The following is a 14,637-nucleotide window of genomic DNA, read 5'->3' as shown; positions in this document are numbered from 1 at the left end:
CCGCCCCCACCGCATCCTGGGTACGTGAGCAACCAAGGGACCAGCGTCGAAGACACGCTCAAAGACTTCTGGGCGACGCGACCGAGGCGGCCGAGGCGCGGCCGCAAGATCGCCGGCGTCGCCGCCGGGATCGGCATCCGGTACGGCATCGACCCGATCATCGTCCGGGTGGCGTTCGTGATCGCCACCTTCTACGGGGGCGCGGGCGTCATGTTGTACCTGCTCGGCTGGCTGTTGCTGCCGGAGCAGGACGACGAGGCCGCCCCGCTCGAATCCATGATCAACCACAAGCGGAGCTCCACCTCGTCGGCGTTCACCGTGCTGCTGTGCCTCGCGCTGATCCCGGCGTTCCTGTTCTTCATCGACAACGAGTTCAGCGGGATCCTCGGGGTGCTGCTGGTGGCCGGGACGCTGTACCTGCTGCACCGCAGCCGCGGACACCTCGGCCGGCCGGCCACGCCGGCACCGACCATGCCGTTCGCCGCACCGGGCGACCCGGCCGCCGGCACGCCGGTGACCGAGCCGGGGACGGCCGGCCCGCAGACTCCGGCCACCCCGGTGGGTGCGGCCGGCGCGGCCGACTCGCCGCCGCGGCCGCCGGCCTGGGACCCGCTCGGCGCCGCGCCGTTCGCCTGGGACCTGCCGGAGCCGGCCGCGCCGGCGCCCGAGCCGCCGGCCCCCCGGCGCCGGTCCAAGATCGGGGTGTTCACCTTCGGGCTGGCCCTGGTCACCGCCGGCACCCTGGCGCTGGTCGCGCCGACCGTGTCCTGGCTGACCCCGGGGCACATCGTCGGGATCGTGCTGGCCATCCTCGGGCTGGGCATGGTGGGCGGCGCGTTCGTGCGCGGCGGCCGGGGCCTGATCGGCCTGGCCATCCCGCTGTCGCTGATCGGCCTGGCGATGACCGTGGTCATCCCGAACGGCTGGCACGGCGCCGGCGAGACCAACGCGCGGCCGCTCACCGTCGCCGACGTGCAGGACCACTACCAGTGGTCGACCGGGGCGATGACCCTTGACCTGACCGCGCTGCCGGACTCGGGCAGTGTGGACACCCGGGTGACGATGAGCGCGGGCGAGGTCACGGTGATCGTGCCGGCGACCGCGGATGTGGACATCCACTGCACGGCCCACGCGGGAGGCGACATCGACTGCCTCGGCCGGGAGGAGAGCGGGTTGAAGCCGGACCTCCGGGTCGAGGAGGACGGGCCGGGCAGCCTGCACGTGAGCCTGACGGCCGAGACCAATGTCGGACGAGTGGAGGTGCGCCGTGGCTGAGCGCGACACCGAGCGGGACGCCGAGCGCCGTGGACCCGACTACGTGACCCTGCTGTTCGGCCTCATCACCCTGGGCGTGTCCACGTTCGTGCTGACCGACGGCGCGGTCTGGTCCGACTCGTTCGACGTGCGCTGGCTGCTCGCCGGCGGCGCGCTGGTCGTCGGGCTGGTCATGCTGATCAGCTCGGTGCGCGACTCCCGGCGCAAACGCTGAGCTACTCCCACTCGATGGTGCCCGGCGGCTTGCTGGTCACGTCGAGCACGACCCGGTTCACCTCCGGAACCTCGTTGGTGATCCGGGTCGAAATCTGTTCCAGCACGTCGTAGGGCAGCCGGGTCCAGTCCGCGGTCATCGCGTCCGCGCTGGACACCGGGCGGAGCACCACCGGGTGCCCGTAGGTGCGGAAGTCGCCCTGCACGCCGACGCTGCGCACGTCGGCAAGCAGCACCACCGGGCACTGCCAGATGTCGCGGTCCAGCCCGGCGAAGGTCAGCTCCTCCCGGGCGATCGCGTCGGCCGCGCGGAGCACGGCCAGCCGGTCGGCGGTGACCTCGCCGATGATCCGGATGGCCAGGCCGGGGCCGGGGAACGGTTGGCGGTGCACGATCGTCTCGGGCAGGCCGAGCTCCAGGCCGACCCGGCGCACCTCGTCCTTGAACAGCGCCCGCAGCGGCTCGACCAGCTCGAACTTCAGGTCCTCGGGAAGCCCGCCGACGTTGTGGTGGCTCTTGATGTTCGCCGCGTTCGTGCCGCCGCCGGACTCGACCACGTCCGGGTAGAGCGTGCCCTGCACCAGGAAGTCGAACCGCTCGCCGCTGGCCCCGGCCCGCTCCTGCAGGTCCAGCTCGGCCCGCTCGAAGACCCGGATGAACTCCCGGCCGATGATCTTGCGCTTGGTCTCGGGGTCGGTCACGCCGGACAGTTCGGTCAGGAAGCGGTCGGCGGCGTCCACGGTGACCAGGTTGACCCCGGTCGCCGAGACGAAGTCGCGCTCCACCTGGCCCCGCTCGCCGGCGCGCAGCAGACCGTGGTCGACGAACACGCAGGTCAGCCGGTCGCCGATGGCCCGCTGCACCAGCGCGGCGGCGACCGCCGAGTCCACCCCGCCGGACAGCCCGCAGATCGCCCGGCCGCCGCCGATCTGCTCCCGGATCGCGTTCACCTGTTCGTCCACAATGGACGAGGTGGTCCACAGCGGACGGATTCCGGCGATGTCGTGCAGGAACCGGCGGAGCACCTCCTGCCCGTGCGGGGAGTGCGCCACCTCCGGGTGGTACTGCACCCCGGCGATCCTTTTCTCGACGTTCTCGAACCCCGCCACCGGCGCGCCGGGGCTGCTCGCCGTCACCGTGAACCCGGGCGGCGCCGCCGTCACGCAGTCCCCATGGCTCATCCACACCGGGTGCCGCTGTGGCAGATCCTCATGCAGCACCCCACCCGCCACGGCCAGTTCGGTCCGCCCGTACTCCCGCGTCCCGGTCCGCTCGACCGTCCCCCCCAACGCCCGCGCGATCCCCTGAAACCCGTAGCAGATCCCGAAAACCGGTACGCCGGCGTCGAGCAGCGCCGGATCGATCGCCGGCGCCCCGTCCTCGTACACACTCGCCGGCCCCCCCGACAACACGATCGCCGCCGGCTCCCGCGCGAGCAACTCCCCGGCACTCGCCGTGTGCGGCACCACCTCGGAGTACACCTGCGCCTCACGAATCCGGCGCGCGATCAACTGGGCATACTGCGCCCCATAGTCCACAACCAGCACAACCCGCCGACCACTCACCAGCCCAGCATTTCACGCCGGCTGAACCGGCCAGGGAGGGCATTGACCGCGACACTTCCGTTAGATGGGTGATATCGTCCATCTATGCGTAGTGTCGCGCCCGCGCTGCTGCCGGTGCTGCGGTCACGGCATCAGGCGGATCTGTTGACGGCGTTGCTGCTGCATCCGGAGCGGGAGTACACGCAGACGGAGTTGGCCGAACTGGTTTCCACGCCGCTGACCACGGTAGCGCGGGAGGTGGAGCGGCTGGTCGAGACCGCCATCGTCACCAAGCGCCGGGTCGGGCGGGCCTGGCTGCTCCGGGCCAACGAGCGCAGCCCGTACGTCCGGCCGCTCACCGAGTTGATCATGCTCGCGTTCGGACCGCACGTGGTGATCGGCGAGGAGTTCGCCGGCATCACCGGCGCCGACGCCGTAGCGATCTACGGGTCGTGGGCCGCCCGGTATCAGGGTGAGCCCGGTCCGCCGCCCAACGACCTGGACGTTCTGGTGATCGGCCGCCCGGCCCGCGACGACCTCTACGCCGCGGCCGAGCGCGCCGAGCAGCGCCTGTCCACGCCGGTGAACCCGACCCTGTGCAGCCCACGGCGCTGGCGCGACTCCGGTGATCCTTTCGTCCGGCAGCTCAGGTCGGCACCGCTGATCTGGATCCACGGCGCCGCCGACGAGGTCGCCTGATGCGCTGGAGCCAGGGCGAAGCCGTCGTGACGCGACTGATCCGCGAGCGAAGACTGCAACAGGTCGCCGGGGCCGAGTCGGACGGAACCGTGTGGGTGCGGCGGGCGGCCCGCACCGCCACCGCCGCCCGCGCGGTGGCCGACATCGACCCCGACAGCGCGTTCGTGCTCACCTACGACGCCGCCCGGCAGGCCTGCACGGCACTGCTGGTGCACCAAGGGCTGCGGCCAACCACCGAGGGCGGGCACTACGTCATCGAGGAGGTCCTTCGGGCGCAGTTCGGCGATCTCCTGCGCCGCTTCAGCGTGCTCCGCCGCAGGCGCAACGAACTGGAGTACCTGACCCTGTCCGGAGACCGCGCCGACATCGACGAGGTCACGACCGCGCTGGACGACATCGAGCAGATCATCCAGGCCGTCGAACGCCTCCTGCCCAACCTCAGCCGATTCTGAGCCGCCGCTATCTGGGCGCCGGTTCGAGGATGAGGGGGCGGGGGTCGAGGGGTTGGGGGAGTTGGCCGGCGGCGGACATGAGGTCGATGACGCGTTGGATGCGGGTGGCTTCGAGGGTGGTGGGCCAGGTGCCGAGGTTCATCAGGCTGACGGTCATGGCGTCCACCTTGACGTTCTCCGCGACCACCTGTTCCACCTCGATGCGGTCGGCGGCGTCGGCTTGGCCACGGAGGATGGCGCGCTGGAAGGCGTAGGCGGTGTTGGGGTTCTCGCGGGCGAACCTGGCGCTGGTGACCCAGCCGGCGATCGGGATGTTGGCGGTGGGCCCGGAGGCGGCGTCGACCAGGGGGACCGCGCCGGTGTCCTTCTCGGCCTGGGTGACGTACGGCTCGACCATGAACGCGGCGTCGACGGTGCCGGCGGCCAGGGCGGCCGACATCTCCGGAAACGGGATCGCCACGAACGTCACCGTCCGCAGGTCGACCCCGGAGGTCTCCAGCGCGGACCGGGCGGTCAGCTCGGCCACGTTGGCCCGGGCGTTGACCGCGATCTTCCGGCCGGCCAGGTCACGCGGCCGGATGATCGGCGAGGCCCGGCCGATCATGATCAGGAACATGCCGGCCTTGGCCTGGTAGGCGTCGGCCACCAGCTTGAGGTCCAGCGCCCCGGACGCCTGCGCGGCGAAGAACGAGACGTAGTTGCCCATGGCGAACTGCATCTCGTTGTTGGCCAGGCCCGGCACGGCTGCGGCCCCACTGGTCAGGGTCTTCACCTCGACCTGCAGCCCCTCGGCGGCGAAGTAACCCTTCTTCATGGCGATCCACACGGCGGCGGCGTCCACGATCGGCAGCGCGCCGACCGTGATCGTGGCCAATTCGGGCGCCGCGGCCGGCGATTCCGCCACATCGGGCGCACCACATCCGGACAGCAGCACGGCGATTGCCACGACGGTCGGCCACACAGATACCCGCATGAGGATGCTCCCGCGAATAACCGGCAAACGGCATGCCGGAATTCCACGCCATCAAATCACCCGGACGGCGCGATTCCAGTCGTTTATCAACCGCATTGCAATGCCGGGCATCACAATAGATTTCTCATCCCTTCGTGTCTACATCAGACTTTCGCGCACGCCCGGCTACCCGCCGTCAACAGGGCCGTTCGGCACTGGTCAAGGCCCTACCCGGCGGAGATACCCTGGGCAAAACCGAATACCGCGGCTGGGTCGTACCGGCGCGCCACCGCGCGGAGTCGCGGCAGGTTTGCGCCGTAGTAAGCGTTTTGCCAATCAACCAGTCCCGGGTCGATGTAGTTGACGTACCCGGTATTTCCGGACAGCTCACCAATCGCGTCCCGAACCTGAGCGACCGACGCCGTCACCGCCTGCAGGGTGCGCGCCGTGGCCCCCGCGTACACCTGGGCACTGGCCAGCGCGGCCCGGTGCGGGAACGCGGTGGCGGCCGAATCGACCCGGGAAATGGCCCCACCAAAGGAATCCAGCAGCAGATCGACCCCCCGCCGACCCTCCAGAACGGAGACCAGCCGGCCGGCGTCGACCGCTGCCGGCAGCATCCGGGACGCCGCGACGAACCCGGTCCGGTCCAGTTGGCCACCCTCCGGCGCCGGGTGACACTCGGCTACCGACCGTTGTGCACAGCCGGCAAACCACCGCATGGCGGCAAGGAAATCCTTACCCTGTACCGATCGCGCGCTCGGCCGCACCGCAAGACCGGCCAGCAGCCCGGTCAGCGCGGCCGGTGGCCCGACGAAACAGCCGGTCACCCGGCAACTCGGCGGCGACCCGGCGGAGAGCCGGCACATCGACCACAGCTCGTCCGGGGTGCCGGGCACCCACCGCTGCCACGCGTCGACCACGTCCGCGCCGGCACCGGCCGGGAAGTTCAGCGAGAACACCGTCAGGTCCGGCGCCGGCTCGGTGGCGAAACCGAACGAGGTGACGATGCCGAAGTTCCCGCCGCCGCCACCACGCAGCGCCCAGAACAGGTCCGGCTCGTTGTCCGCCGCCGCGGTGCGCAGCTGCCCGTCGGCGGTCACCACCCGCGCGGACACCAGGCGGTCACAGGTCAGGCCGAACTTCCGGGACAGCACCCCGATTCCGCCGCCGAGGGTGAGCCCGGCGATGCCGACGCCAGGCCCGGATCCGGCCGGCAGGCACCGGCCGGCGGCGGCCAGCCCGGCGTACACGTCGATCAGCCGGGTGCCCGCCCCGATCACCGCCGTGCCGTCCGGACGCACCTCCACTCCGGACATCCGCCCGAGGTCGGCCACCAGGCCGCCGTCCGGCACGCAGTAACCGGCGTAGCTGTGCCCGCCGGACCGCGCGGCGATCGGGATGCGCGCCGCGCGGGCCACGTCGACGCAGGCCTGCACGTCCTCCGCCCGGGTGCAGGTGGCCACCGCCGCCGGTGCCCGGGTGTCGAAGATCAGGTTGAACGGCCGCCGCGCCGCGTCGTAGCCGGGCTCACCGGACAGCACCAGACCGCCGGACAGCCGGGCCCGCAACGCCGCCCAGTCCGGCGGCGACGGCGGCGCCGAGGACACCGGTGGTGCCGAGGACGCCTGCGAGGTGCCGGGTGGCGGCGCGCCGGTGCATCCCGAGGCCGTACCGGTCATCACACCAACCCCAATGGCCTGCAGGAACACCCTTCGCGTCACCGCCACCGTCCGGGCACCTCCCACCCTACGGACGTTCGGCACCCCCCACGGGTTGGCCGGCGGGGCTCACCAGCCGCAGGCCCGACGGCGCGCGGCGGCCAATCCGGCCGGCAGGTCGTCCCCGGCGAGCACCGCGGCGAGGTAGCCGTCCGGGCGCACCAGCGCGGCACCGTGCGGCCCGAACCGCAGGGCCCTGGCCACCTCGTCCGGCACCGCGACGCCGCCCACCCCGGCCCGGGACCCGGCCAGCACGGTGAAACCGGTGCCGAGCACCGAGCGCAGCCGGGCGCCACCGGAGCACGGAAGATCCGGGCAGAGCACCCCGGGCAGCGGCGGTCGCGCGACGCCCGGCGCGGTGGGGAAACCGGCCAGCTCAACCGGATCGGCGGGCGTGGTGAGCGGGGAGTCCAGGTACCAGAACGGTTCGGACAGCTTGCCGGAGTCGATCTCGGCCCGGGCGGCGGGATCGTGCACGCTGCGCTCGAGCACGGCGGTCCGGTGCGCCCGCTCGGCCTCGGTGCGCGGCACCAGGAAGCGCATGGTCCGCCCGGTCACCCGCAGGTTCTCCGCAGCCGCCGCCCCCCGCTCGTGGTCGTAGGAGTCGAGCAGCGCCGGACCGGCCTCGCCCGCCCGATGCACGGCGATCTTCCAGGCCGCGTTCTCCGCGTCGGCGATGCCGGAGTTCATGCCCCGGGCGCCGAACGGGCTCATCACGTGCGCGGCGTCCCCGGCGAGCAGCACCCGGCCGCACACCATCGCCGGCACCCGGCGCTGGTGGAACCGGTACACCGACAGCCACACCGGCTCGTACCCGGCGGCGCCGACGATCGCCCGGACCCGGCGCTCCAGCCCGCCCGCGGCCCGGTCGGTGTCCAGATCGAAGCCGTCCGGCACCTGCCAGTCGATCCGCCACACCGAGTCCGGCTGCGGATGCAGCAGCACCTGCCGGCCCGGGTTGGCCGGCGGGTCGAAGTAGAACCGGCGCTCCGGCACCGGAAAGTCCAGTCGCGCCCGGATGTCGGTGATCAGGAACTGGTCGTCGAAGGAGTGCCCGGGAAACGGCAGGCCGAGCAGCGCGCGCACGGTCGACCGGGCGCCGTCGGCGGCGACGCAGTGCGTGCCGGCGAACGAGCGCGGTCCGTCCACTGTGGACGTGTGCAGGCGCACGCCGGTGGCGGCCTGCTCGATCCCGGTGACCCGGTGGCCGTAGCGGAGGTCGACCAGCGGTTCGGCCAGGACCCGCCGTTCCAGCAGCAGCTCGACGTCGGTCTGCGAGATGTTGACGAACGGCGGGTACTCGCCCGCACCGGTCCGCGGGAACGTGATCGTGGCGACCTCGTGCTCCCGGAAGTAGATCCGGCCCGTGTACCAGGTCACCCCGGCGTCCACAATGGACCGACCGGCGCCCACCCGGTCCAGGATGTCCAGCACGTCGCGCTGCACACAGATCGACCGGCTACCGATGGTCTGCCGGTGCGGGGCGGCCTCGAGCAACACGCTCGGCACCCGGTGCCGGGCCAGCAGCAGGGCGGCGGCGAGGCCGACCGGACCGGCCCCGACCACCAGTACCGGAGGCGCCGCAGTGCCCACCGGTTCGCTCGCAAGCTCGCTCACCGGTGCAGCACCTCGCACGCTCGGCGCCGGCGCAGTGCTCAATGGTTCGCTCGCAAGCTCGCTCACGCCGATTCCTGAAGCGCGGCCCACACCTCGCGATCGCGTTCGGCGGTCCAGATCCGCGGCCAGTCGACGCCGTCCAACTCGTCCCAGTAGCGCTGCACGTTGAACGGCAGGCAGTGCTCGAAGATCGGCCAGCGACCGTACTCCGGGGCCAGCGCGGTGTGCGCGGCCCGGAACGCGTCGGCGAGGGCACCGCCGTCGTCGTGCACCCAGCGCACGGTGCGGCGCAACTCGTCGAGGAAGTGCCGGCTCTGCGCGATCGCCGCGGCCACCGCGTCCGTCCCGTCGGCGACCGCGCCGCGCCCGCCGACCAGCGCCCGCGCCTCGAACGCGGCCACGCTGTCCAAAGTGGACGTCGCCCAGTCGTCATGGAAGGCGTCCCCGGTGTAGAGCGCGGCCTGCGACTCGACCAGGTCGCCGGCGAACATGATGCGGTGCCGGGGCAGCCAGGCGACGATGTCGCCCGCGGTGTGCCCGCGCCCGCACCAGGCCAGCACCAGTTCGCCGCGGTCGCCGCCGAGCGGGATGGTGAGCCGGTCGGAGAAGGTGAGCGTCGGCCAGGTGAGCCCGGGGATCGAGTCCGGGTCCTCGAACAGCCGCGGCATCCGGCCGTACTCGCTGTCCCAGTCCTGCTTGCCGCGCTCGGCGATCAGGGCCCGGGTGGCGTCGTGGGTGATGATCTCCGCGGCGCCGAACGCACTGGCGCCGAGCACCCGGACCGCGTGATAGTGGCTGAGCACCAGGTAGCGCACGGGTTTGTCGGTGCGCTCGCGCAGCCGGTCCAGCCAGCGGCGGGCGGCGACCGGGGTGGCTCTCGCCTCGAAGCAGACCAGGAAGTCCTCGCCCTCGATCGCGCCGACGTTCGGGTCACCCTCGGCGGTCAGCGCGTAGACGCCGTCGGCCAACTCGACGAACGTCTCCACCTTGGGCCCGGTATCGGCACTGGACGCGAACGGCTTGACCATGCGCCCACCCTGCCACCCCGGGAAAGCGACGTCACGTCGCGTTGCGCAGCGCACCCGGGGCGCCGGCCGGCACGGCGGGATGGGCGGGCGGCACCGGGTTGGGCCGGACGTAGGGGGTGTCCTGGGCCGGGCGCGGATCGGGGTCGCCCTTGTTGGGCCAGAACGAGAATGCGCGCTCGGCCTGGGCGGTGATGGTGAGGGCCGGGTTGACGCCGAGGTTGGCGCTGATCGCCGAACCGTCCACCACGGACACACCGGGGTAGTTGTGCAGCCGGTGGAAGGGGTCGAGCACGCCTTCCGCGGGAGTCGCGCCGATCGGACAGCCGCCGATGAAGTGCGCGGTCAGCGGGATGTTGAACAGCTCGCCCCAGGTGCCGCCGGCCATCCCGCCGATGTGCCCGGCGGCCAGCTCGCTGGCCCGGTGACCGACCGGGATGAAGCTGGGGTTGGGTTCGCCGTGACCCTGGCGGGAGGTGTAGCGCCTGCGGCCGAACAGGCCGGGGCGGGTGTAGGTGGTGATGGAGTTGTCCAGGGTCTGCATCACCAGAAGGATCATGGTGCGCTCGCTCCACCGGTGCACCTGGATCAGCCGTGCGGTCTGGATCGGGTGGCGCAGCACGAAGCGCAGTGCCTGGCGCCAGCGCGGCACCGGGGAGCCGCCGTCGGTGGCGATGGTCTGCAACAGGCCCATCGCGTTGCTGCCCTTGCCGTAGCGCACCGGCTCGATGTGCGTGCTGGGGTCGGGGTGGATGGACGAGGTGATCGCCACGCCGCGGCTGAAGTCGCGGTCCGGGTCCACGGTGGTCCGCGCGGCTCCGAGGATGGCCTCCGAGTTGGTCCGGGTCAGCTCGCCGAGCCGGGCCGACAGCCGGGGCAGCACGCCGGTGTCGCGCATCCGGTGCAGCAGGTTCTGGGTGCCCCAGGTACCGGCGGCGAGCACCACCTTGCCGGCGGTGATCGTGTGCCGGAACCGGCGGGACCGGGTGCCGGTGCGCCGCAGCTCGACGGCGAAGGTGCCGTCCGCGCGCGGCCGCACCGCCGTGACGGTGGTCATCGGGACGATCCGCGCCCCACCCCGCTCCGCCAGGTGCAGGTAGTTCTTGACCAGGGTGTTCTTGGCGCCGACCCGGCAGCCGGTCATGCACGAGCCGCACGCGGTGCAGCCGGTGCGCGCCGGCCCGGCGCCGCCGAAGTACGGGTCCGCGACGGTCACGCCCGGCGCGGAGAAGTGCACGCCGACCGGGGTCGGGTGGTAGCTCTCCGGCACCCCGAGGTCGGCGGCGACCTTGCGCATCACCTCGTCGTGCGGGGTTTCCAGCGGGTTGACCACCACGCCGAGCATCCGGGCGGCCTGGTCGTAGTGCGGGGCCAGCTCGTCGGCCCAGTCGGTGATGTGCGCCCACTGCGGATCGGCGTAGAACGGCGCGAGCGGCCGGTACAGGGTGTTGGCGTAGTTCAGCGAACCACCGCCGACCCCGGCACCGGCCAGCACCATCACGTCGTTGAGCAGGTGGATGCGCTGGATGCCGAAGCAGCGCAGCGCCGGCGCCCACAGGTAGTCCCGCAGCTGCCAGGACGTCTTCGGCAGCTCGTCGTCGGCGAACCGGCGGCCGGCCTCGACCACCGCCACCCGGTAACCCTTCTCGGTCAGCCGGAGCGCGGCCACGCTCCCGCCGAACCCGGAGCCCACCACGACGACGTCCCAGTCGACATTGTTACTCGCGAGTAGGCCCATGCCCCGCAGACTAGACCGACCTGCGCCGCCTGACCAGCGGACCAAGCGCGATCACCAGGACGGCGCCGACAGCCACCCCGGCCAGGGCCCACACCCAGTCGACGTCGGCCGGTTCCTCGGCCGGCGCGGCCGCGGGTGCCGTTTGCGCGTTGGCCGCCGGCGCCGGTGCCAACTCGGCCAGGACGCCCTGGTTGGACGCCGCGTCCGGACCGACCAGCCGCATCGTCGTGAGCAGCTTGACCAGCCCCGGGTCGCCCCGATGCACCACGCCCTCCTTCTCCCACACCGAACCGCCGTCCATCGCGACGACGGTCTCGATCCACGGTCCGTTCGCGCCGTCGACGAACACCCGGTCCACCCGCCAGACCTGCACGTCGTGGATCAGCCAGGTGATGTTGACCGCGTCGCTGCCGGGCCCGCCTTTCAGGTTCGGCGCGTCCTTGTCCTGCGCAGGCGAGTTGCCGACCAGGCTCATCAGCTGCTGGTACTCGGAGTCGTTGTTGTAGAGCGCCGCCGCCACCCCGCGGGTGGGCGAGGCGAGCAGGACACTGGTCGGGCCACCGGCCGAGGCCGGGAGGGGAGCGGCCAGAAGCACCAGGGCGGCCGCGACGGCGCCGCCCGAGATCCGGAGGAGGGTACGCATGCTTGACATACACCGCGCCGCCCGGCCAGGTTCCGCTTGACCCGACCCGGCGCCGGCGTCATCATCCGTGAGTCTTCTTCATGTTTACCGGGAGGATCCCGTGACCACCTTCCCCGCCGGATTCCTGTGGGGCACCGCCACGGCGGCCTACCAGATCGAGGGCGCGGTCGACGAGGACGGCCGCGGCCCGTCGGTCTGGGACACGTTCAGCGCCACTCCGGGGAAGGTCATGAACGGCGACACCGGTGCGGTGGCCGCCGACCACTACCACCGCTACCGCGAGGACGTCGCGCTCATGCGCGAGCTCGGCGTCGGCGCGTACCGGTTCTCCATCGCCTGGCCCCGGGTCGTGCCCACCGGCAGCGGCCCGGTCAACCCGGCCGGGCTGGACTTCTACGACCGGCTGGTCGACGAGCTGTGCGCGGCCGGGATCGCGCCCGCGGCCACGCTGTACCACTGGGACACCCCGCAGCCGCTCGAGGACGCGGGCGGCTGGCTCAACCGGGACACCGCGTACCGGTTCGCCGAGTACGCCACCGCGGTCGGCGAGCGACTCGGTGACCGGGTGCGGATGTGGATGCCGCTCAACGAGCCGATGGTGGTCACGCTGTTCGGCTACGCCATCGGCGGGCACGCCCCCGGCCGCTCCCTGCTGCTGGACGCGCTTCCGGTGGCTCATCACCAGCTACTCGCGCACGGCCTGGCCACCCGGGCACTGCGCGCCGCCGGAGCCACCAACATCGGCATCGCCAACCACCACCTGCCGATCTGGCCGGCCAGCGACGACGAGGCCGACGTGACCGCGGCCGGGGCGTACGACGCGCTGGTCAACGGCCTGTTCGCGGACCCGGTGCTGCTCGGCCGCTACCCCGACGAGGAACTGGCCGGCGCGATGCCCGGCCCGGTCGCCGACGACCTGAAGATCATCAACAGCCCGCTGGACTGGTACGGGATCAACTACTACCAGCCGACCAAGGTCGGCGCGCCCACCGGCGCCGCCCCGCCGACCGTGGACGGAGTCGAGCTGCCGCAAGGACTTCCGTTCGACTTCCAGTTCATCCAGGGCTACCCGCTCACCGGGTTCGGCTGGGTGGTGGTGCCGGACGGCCTGCGCCAGGTGCTGACGCACTTCCGCGACCGGTACGGCGATGCCCTGCCGCCGGTCTACGTCACCGAGAACGGCTGCGCCTACGACGACCGCCCGGACGAGCACGGGAAGATCGCCGACACCGCCCGGATCGAGTACCTGGACGGGCATCTGAAGGCGGTGCGCGCCGCCATCGACGAGGGCGTGGACGTGCGCGGCTACTTCGTCTGGTCGCTGATGGACAACTTCGAGTGGTCGGTCGGGTACTCGCAGCGGTTCGGCCTGGTGCACATCGACTACGACACCCAGCGGCGCACGCCCAAGGACTCGTACTTCTGGTACCGGGACCTGATCCGGGCGCAGGAATGACCGCGACCGGCACCGCACTCGCCGAGCCGGTCGAGCGGGTTCCGACGCGCTGGACCGTGGCCATCTCGGTGGCCAACCTCGGCGTGTTCACCGCCTGGTTCGGGCCGCTTCAGGTGCTGCTCGCCAAGCAGGCGGAAAGCCTTGCCCCGCACGGAAAAGAAGCCGCGCTGGGCCTGGTCGCCGGGGCCGGCGCGGCGTTCTCGATGATCGGCAACCCGCTGTTCGGCGCGCTGTCGGACCGCACCACCTCCCGGTTCGGGCGTCGGCTGCCGTGGACGGTGGCCGGCGCGCTCGGCGGCGCGGCCGGTCTCGCGCTGCTGGCCGTCGCGCCGAACGTGGCGGTGATGCTGGTCGCCTGGTGCGTCGTGCAGCTCATGCTGAACGCGATGTTCGCCGCGATCACCGCGGCCGTGCCGGACCAGGCGCCGCACCGGCAGCGCGGCATGGTCGGCGGCTGGCTCGGCGTGGCCCAGACCCTCGGCGTCGTGGTCGGCTCAGGGCTGGCCGCCGCGGCCGGCGGTCTGGTCGCCGGCTACCTGGCCTGCATCGTCTTCCTGCTGCTGGCCACCGCGCCGTACGTGTTGCTGCGCCGGGACTCGGTGCTCGCCGCGCGGGACCGACCGCCCTGGGACTGGCGGGCGTTCTGGATCAGCCCGCGCCGCCACCCGGACTTCGGCTGGGCCTGGCTGACCCGGTTCCTGATCAACCTCGGCAACGCGATCGCGGTCGTCTACCTGCTGTTCTTCCTGCAGGACCGGGTGCACTACCCGGACCCGGACGGCGGGGTGTTCGTCCTGACCGCGATCTACGCCGGCACCCTGCTGCTCACCGTGCTGGCCGGCGGGATCCTCTCCGACCGGTTGGGCCGGCGACGGATCTTCGTCCTGGTGTCCGGACTGGTCGTGGCGGCCGCGGCGGTCCTGCTCGCCCTGGTGCCGACCTGGACCGGCGCGGTCACCGCCGCGGCGGTGCTCGGGCTCGGCTTCGGCGTCTACACCTCGGTGGACTTCGCGCTGCTCACCGAGGTGCTGCCGGCGGCGGCCGACCGCGGCAAGGACCTCGGAGTGATCAACATCGCGAACGCGCTGCCGCAGGTGCTCGCCCCGGCCATCGCCGCGCCGATCGTCACGAACCTGGGCGGCTACCCGGTGCTCTACCTGGTGTGCGCGGCGTTCGGGGTGGCCGGTTCGGTGCTGGTGTACCGGATCCGCTCGGTCCGGTAAGGGTCGAATCAGGGACCGTCTCCGGGAAGTACCCGATCCGCTGGGCCACGCGCGCGGCGATCCTGGTTGCAGGCATTCA

13 protein-coding genes are annotated in these 14,637 nt (G+C 72.1%); 6 read left to right on the top strand and 7 right to left on the bottom strand.

Annotation, left to right across the window (positions count from 1 at the left end):
* Nucleotides 1-24 precede the first annotated feature (24 nt).
* Nucleotides 25-1,275 (top strand): PspC domain-containing protein, encoded by a 1,251-nt coding sequence (locus tag VFV67_RS13035; protein ID WP_326469968.1) that lies wholly within the window; start codon nucleotides 25-27, stop codon nucleotides 1,273-1,275.
* Nucleotides 1,268-1,489, top strand: coding sequence for a hypothetical protein (locus tag VFV67_RS13030; protein WP_326469966.1), 222 nt, complete (start codon nucleotides 1,268-1,270; stop codon nucleotides 1,487-1,489). Before VFV67_RS13035 ends, VFV67_RS13030 begins: the two co-directional genes overlap by 8 nt.
* A 1-nt stretch (nucleotide 1,490) precedes the next feature.
* Here the strand turns inward: VFV67_RS13030 and guaA are convergent, their stop codons facing one another.
* Nucleotides 1,491-3,053, bottom strand: a complete 1,563-nt coding sequence (gene guaA, locus VFV67_RS13025) for a glutamine-hydrolyzing GMP synthase (RefSeq protein ID WP_414636241.1) — start codon at nucleotides 3,051-3,053, stop codon at nucleotides 1,491-1,493.
* 84 nt (nucleotides 3,054-3,137) lie between these two features.
* Here guaA and VFV67_RS13020 point away from each other — a divergent pair, with 84 nt between their 5' ends.
* Both VFV67_RS13020 and VFV67_RS13015 read left to right on the top strand, forming a co-directional pair.
* Nucleotides 3,138-3,731 carry a winged helix-turn-helix domain-containing protein gene (locus tag VFV67_RS13020; protein WP_326469964.1) on the top strand — a complete coding sequence of 198 codons (594 nt, stop codon included), beginning with the start codon at nucleotides 3,138-3,140 and terminating at the stop codon, nucleotides 3,729-3,731.
* Nucleotides 3,732-3,757: 26 nt separating this feature from the next.
* Nucleotides 3,758-4,183 carry a hypothetical protein gene (locus VFV67_RS13015; RefSeq protein WP_326469963.1) on the top strand — a complete coding sequence of 142 codons (426 nt, stop codon included), beginning with the start codon at nucleotides 3,758-3,760 and terminating at the stop codon, nucleotides 4,181-4,183.
* A gap of 7 nt (nucleotides 4,184-4,190) precedes the next feature.
* On the opposite strand, the gene VFV67_RS13010 is transcribed toward VFV67_RS13015, so the two are convergent.
* The 6 genes from VFV67_RS13010 to VFV67_RS12985 all read right to left on the bottom strand — a co-directional run bounded on the left by VFV67_RS13010 (nucleotide 4,191) and on the right by VFV67_RS12985 (nucleotide 11,879).
* Nucleotides 4,191-5,156 (bottom strand): ABC transporter substrate-binding protein, encoded by a 966-nt coding sequence (locus tag VFV67_RS13010; protein ID WP_326469962.1) that lies wholly within the window; start codon nucleotides 5,154-5,156, stop codon nucleotides 4,191-4,193.
* Between the two features lie 206 nt (nucleotides 5,157-5,362).
* The gene (locus VFV67_RS13005) at nucleotides 5,363-6,817 is read right to left on the bottom strand and encodes an FAD-binding oxidoreductase (protein ID WP_326469960.1); all 1,455 of its coding nucleotides are present in this window, start codon (nucleotides 6,815-6,817) and stop codon (nucleotides 5,363-5,365) included.
* Nucleotides 6,818-6,925: 108 nt separating this feature from the next.
* The gene (locus VFV67_RS13000; RefSeq protein ID WP_326469959.1) at nucleotides 6,926-8,473 is read right to left on the bottom strand and encodes an FAD-dependent monooxygenase; all 1,548 of its coding nucleotides are present in this window, start codon (nucleotides 8,471-8,473) and stop codon (nucleotides 6,926-6,928) included.
* 62 nt (nucleotides 8,474-8,535) lie between these two features.
* Nucleotides 8,536-9,501, bottom strand: coding sequence for an MBL fold metallo-hydrolase (locus VFV67_RS12995; RefSeq protein WP_326469957.1), 966 nt, complete (start codon nucleotides 9,499-9,501; stop codon nucleotides 8,536-8,538).
* 31 nt (nucleotides 9,502-9,532) lie between these two features.
* Entirely contained in the window at nucleotides 9,533-11,236 is a 1,704-nt protein-coding gene (locus VFV67_RS12990) for a GMC family oxidoreductase (RefSeq protein ID WP_326469956.1), read from the bottom strand.
* Between the two features lie 10 nt (nucleotides 11,237-11,246).
* Nucleotides 11,247-11,879 (bottom strand): hypothetical protein, encoded by a 633-nt coding sequence (locus VFV67_RS12985; protein ID WP_326469955.1) that lies wholly within the window; start codon nucleotides 11,877-11,879, stop codon nucleotides 11,247-11,249.
* Between the two features lie 100 nt (nucleotides 11,880-11,979).
* Between VFV67_RS12985 and VFV67_RS12980 the strand changes: the two genes are divergently transcribed.
* Together VFV67_RS12980 and VFV67_RS12975 are read left to right on the top strand one after the other, a co-directional pair.
* On the top strand, nucleotides 11,980-13,335 hold the full coding sequence (locus VFV67_RS12980) for a GH1 family beta-glucosidase (protein WP_326469954.1): 1,356 nt from the start codon (nucleotides 11,980-11,982) through the stop codon (nucleotides 13,333-13,335).
* Entirely contained in the window at nucleotides 13,332-14,558 is a 1,227-nt protein-coding gene (locus VFV67_RS12975) for an MFS transporter (RefSeq protein WP_326469952.1), read from the top strand. The genes VFV67_RS12980 and VFV67_RS12975 overlap by 4 nt, the downstream gene beginning before the upstream one ends.
* Nucleotides 14,559-14,637: the final 79 nt, after the last annotated feature.

Source organism: Actinophytocola sp., from assembly GCF_035762905.1.
Lineage (GTDB): Bacteria > Actinomycetota > Actinomycetes > Mycobacteriales > Pseudonocardiaceae > DASYTH01.
This window is presented reverse-complemented; position numbering and strand designations above follow the sequence as displayed.

Bases quoted from the DNA above. Each gene is read 5' to 3' on its own strand.
- VFV67_RS13020 (WP_326469964.1), top strand. From the start codon at position 3,138: ATGCGTAGTGTCGCGCCCGCGCTGCTGCCGGTGCTGCGGTCACGGCAT.
- VFV67_RS13010 (WP_326469962.1), bottom strand. From the start codon at position 5,156: ATGCGGGTATCTGTGTGGCCGACCGTCGTGGCAATCGCCGTGCTGCTG.
- VFV67_RS13005 (WP_326469960.1), bottom strand. From the start codon at position 6,817: ATGACCGGTACGGCCTCGGGATGCACCGGCGCGCCGCCACCCGGCACC.
- VFV67_RS12995 (WP_326469957.1), bottom strand. From the start codon at position 9,501: ATGGTCAAGCCGTTCGCGTCCAGTGCCGATACCGGGCCCAAGGTGGAG.
- VFV67_RS12990 (WP_326469956.1), bottom strand. From the start codon at position 11,236: ATGGGCCTACTCGCGAGTAACAATGTCGACTGGGACGTCGTCGTGGTG.
- VFV67_RS12985 (WP_326469955.1), bottom strand. From the start codon at position 11,879: ATGCGTACCCTCCTCCGGATCTCGGGCGGCGCCGTCGCGGCCGCCCTG.
- VFV67_RS12975 (WP_326469952.1), top strand. From the start codon at position 13,332: ATGACCGCGACCGGCACCGCACTCGCCGAGCCGGTCGAGCGGGTTCCG.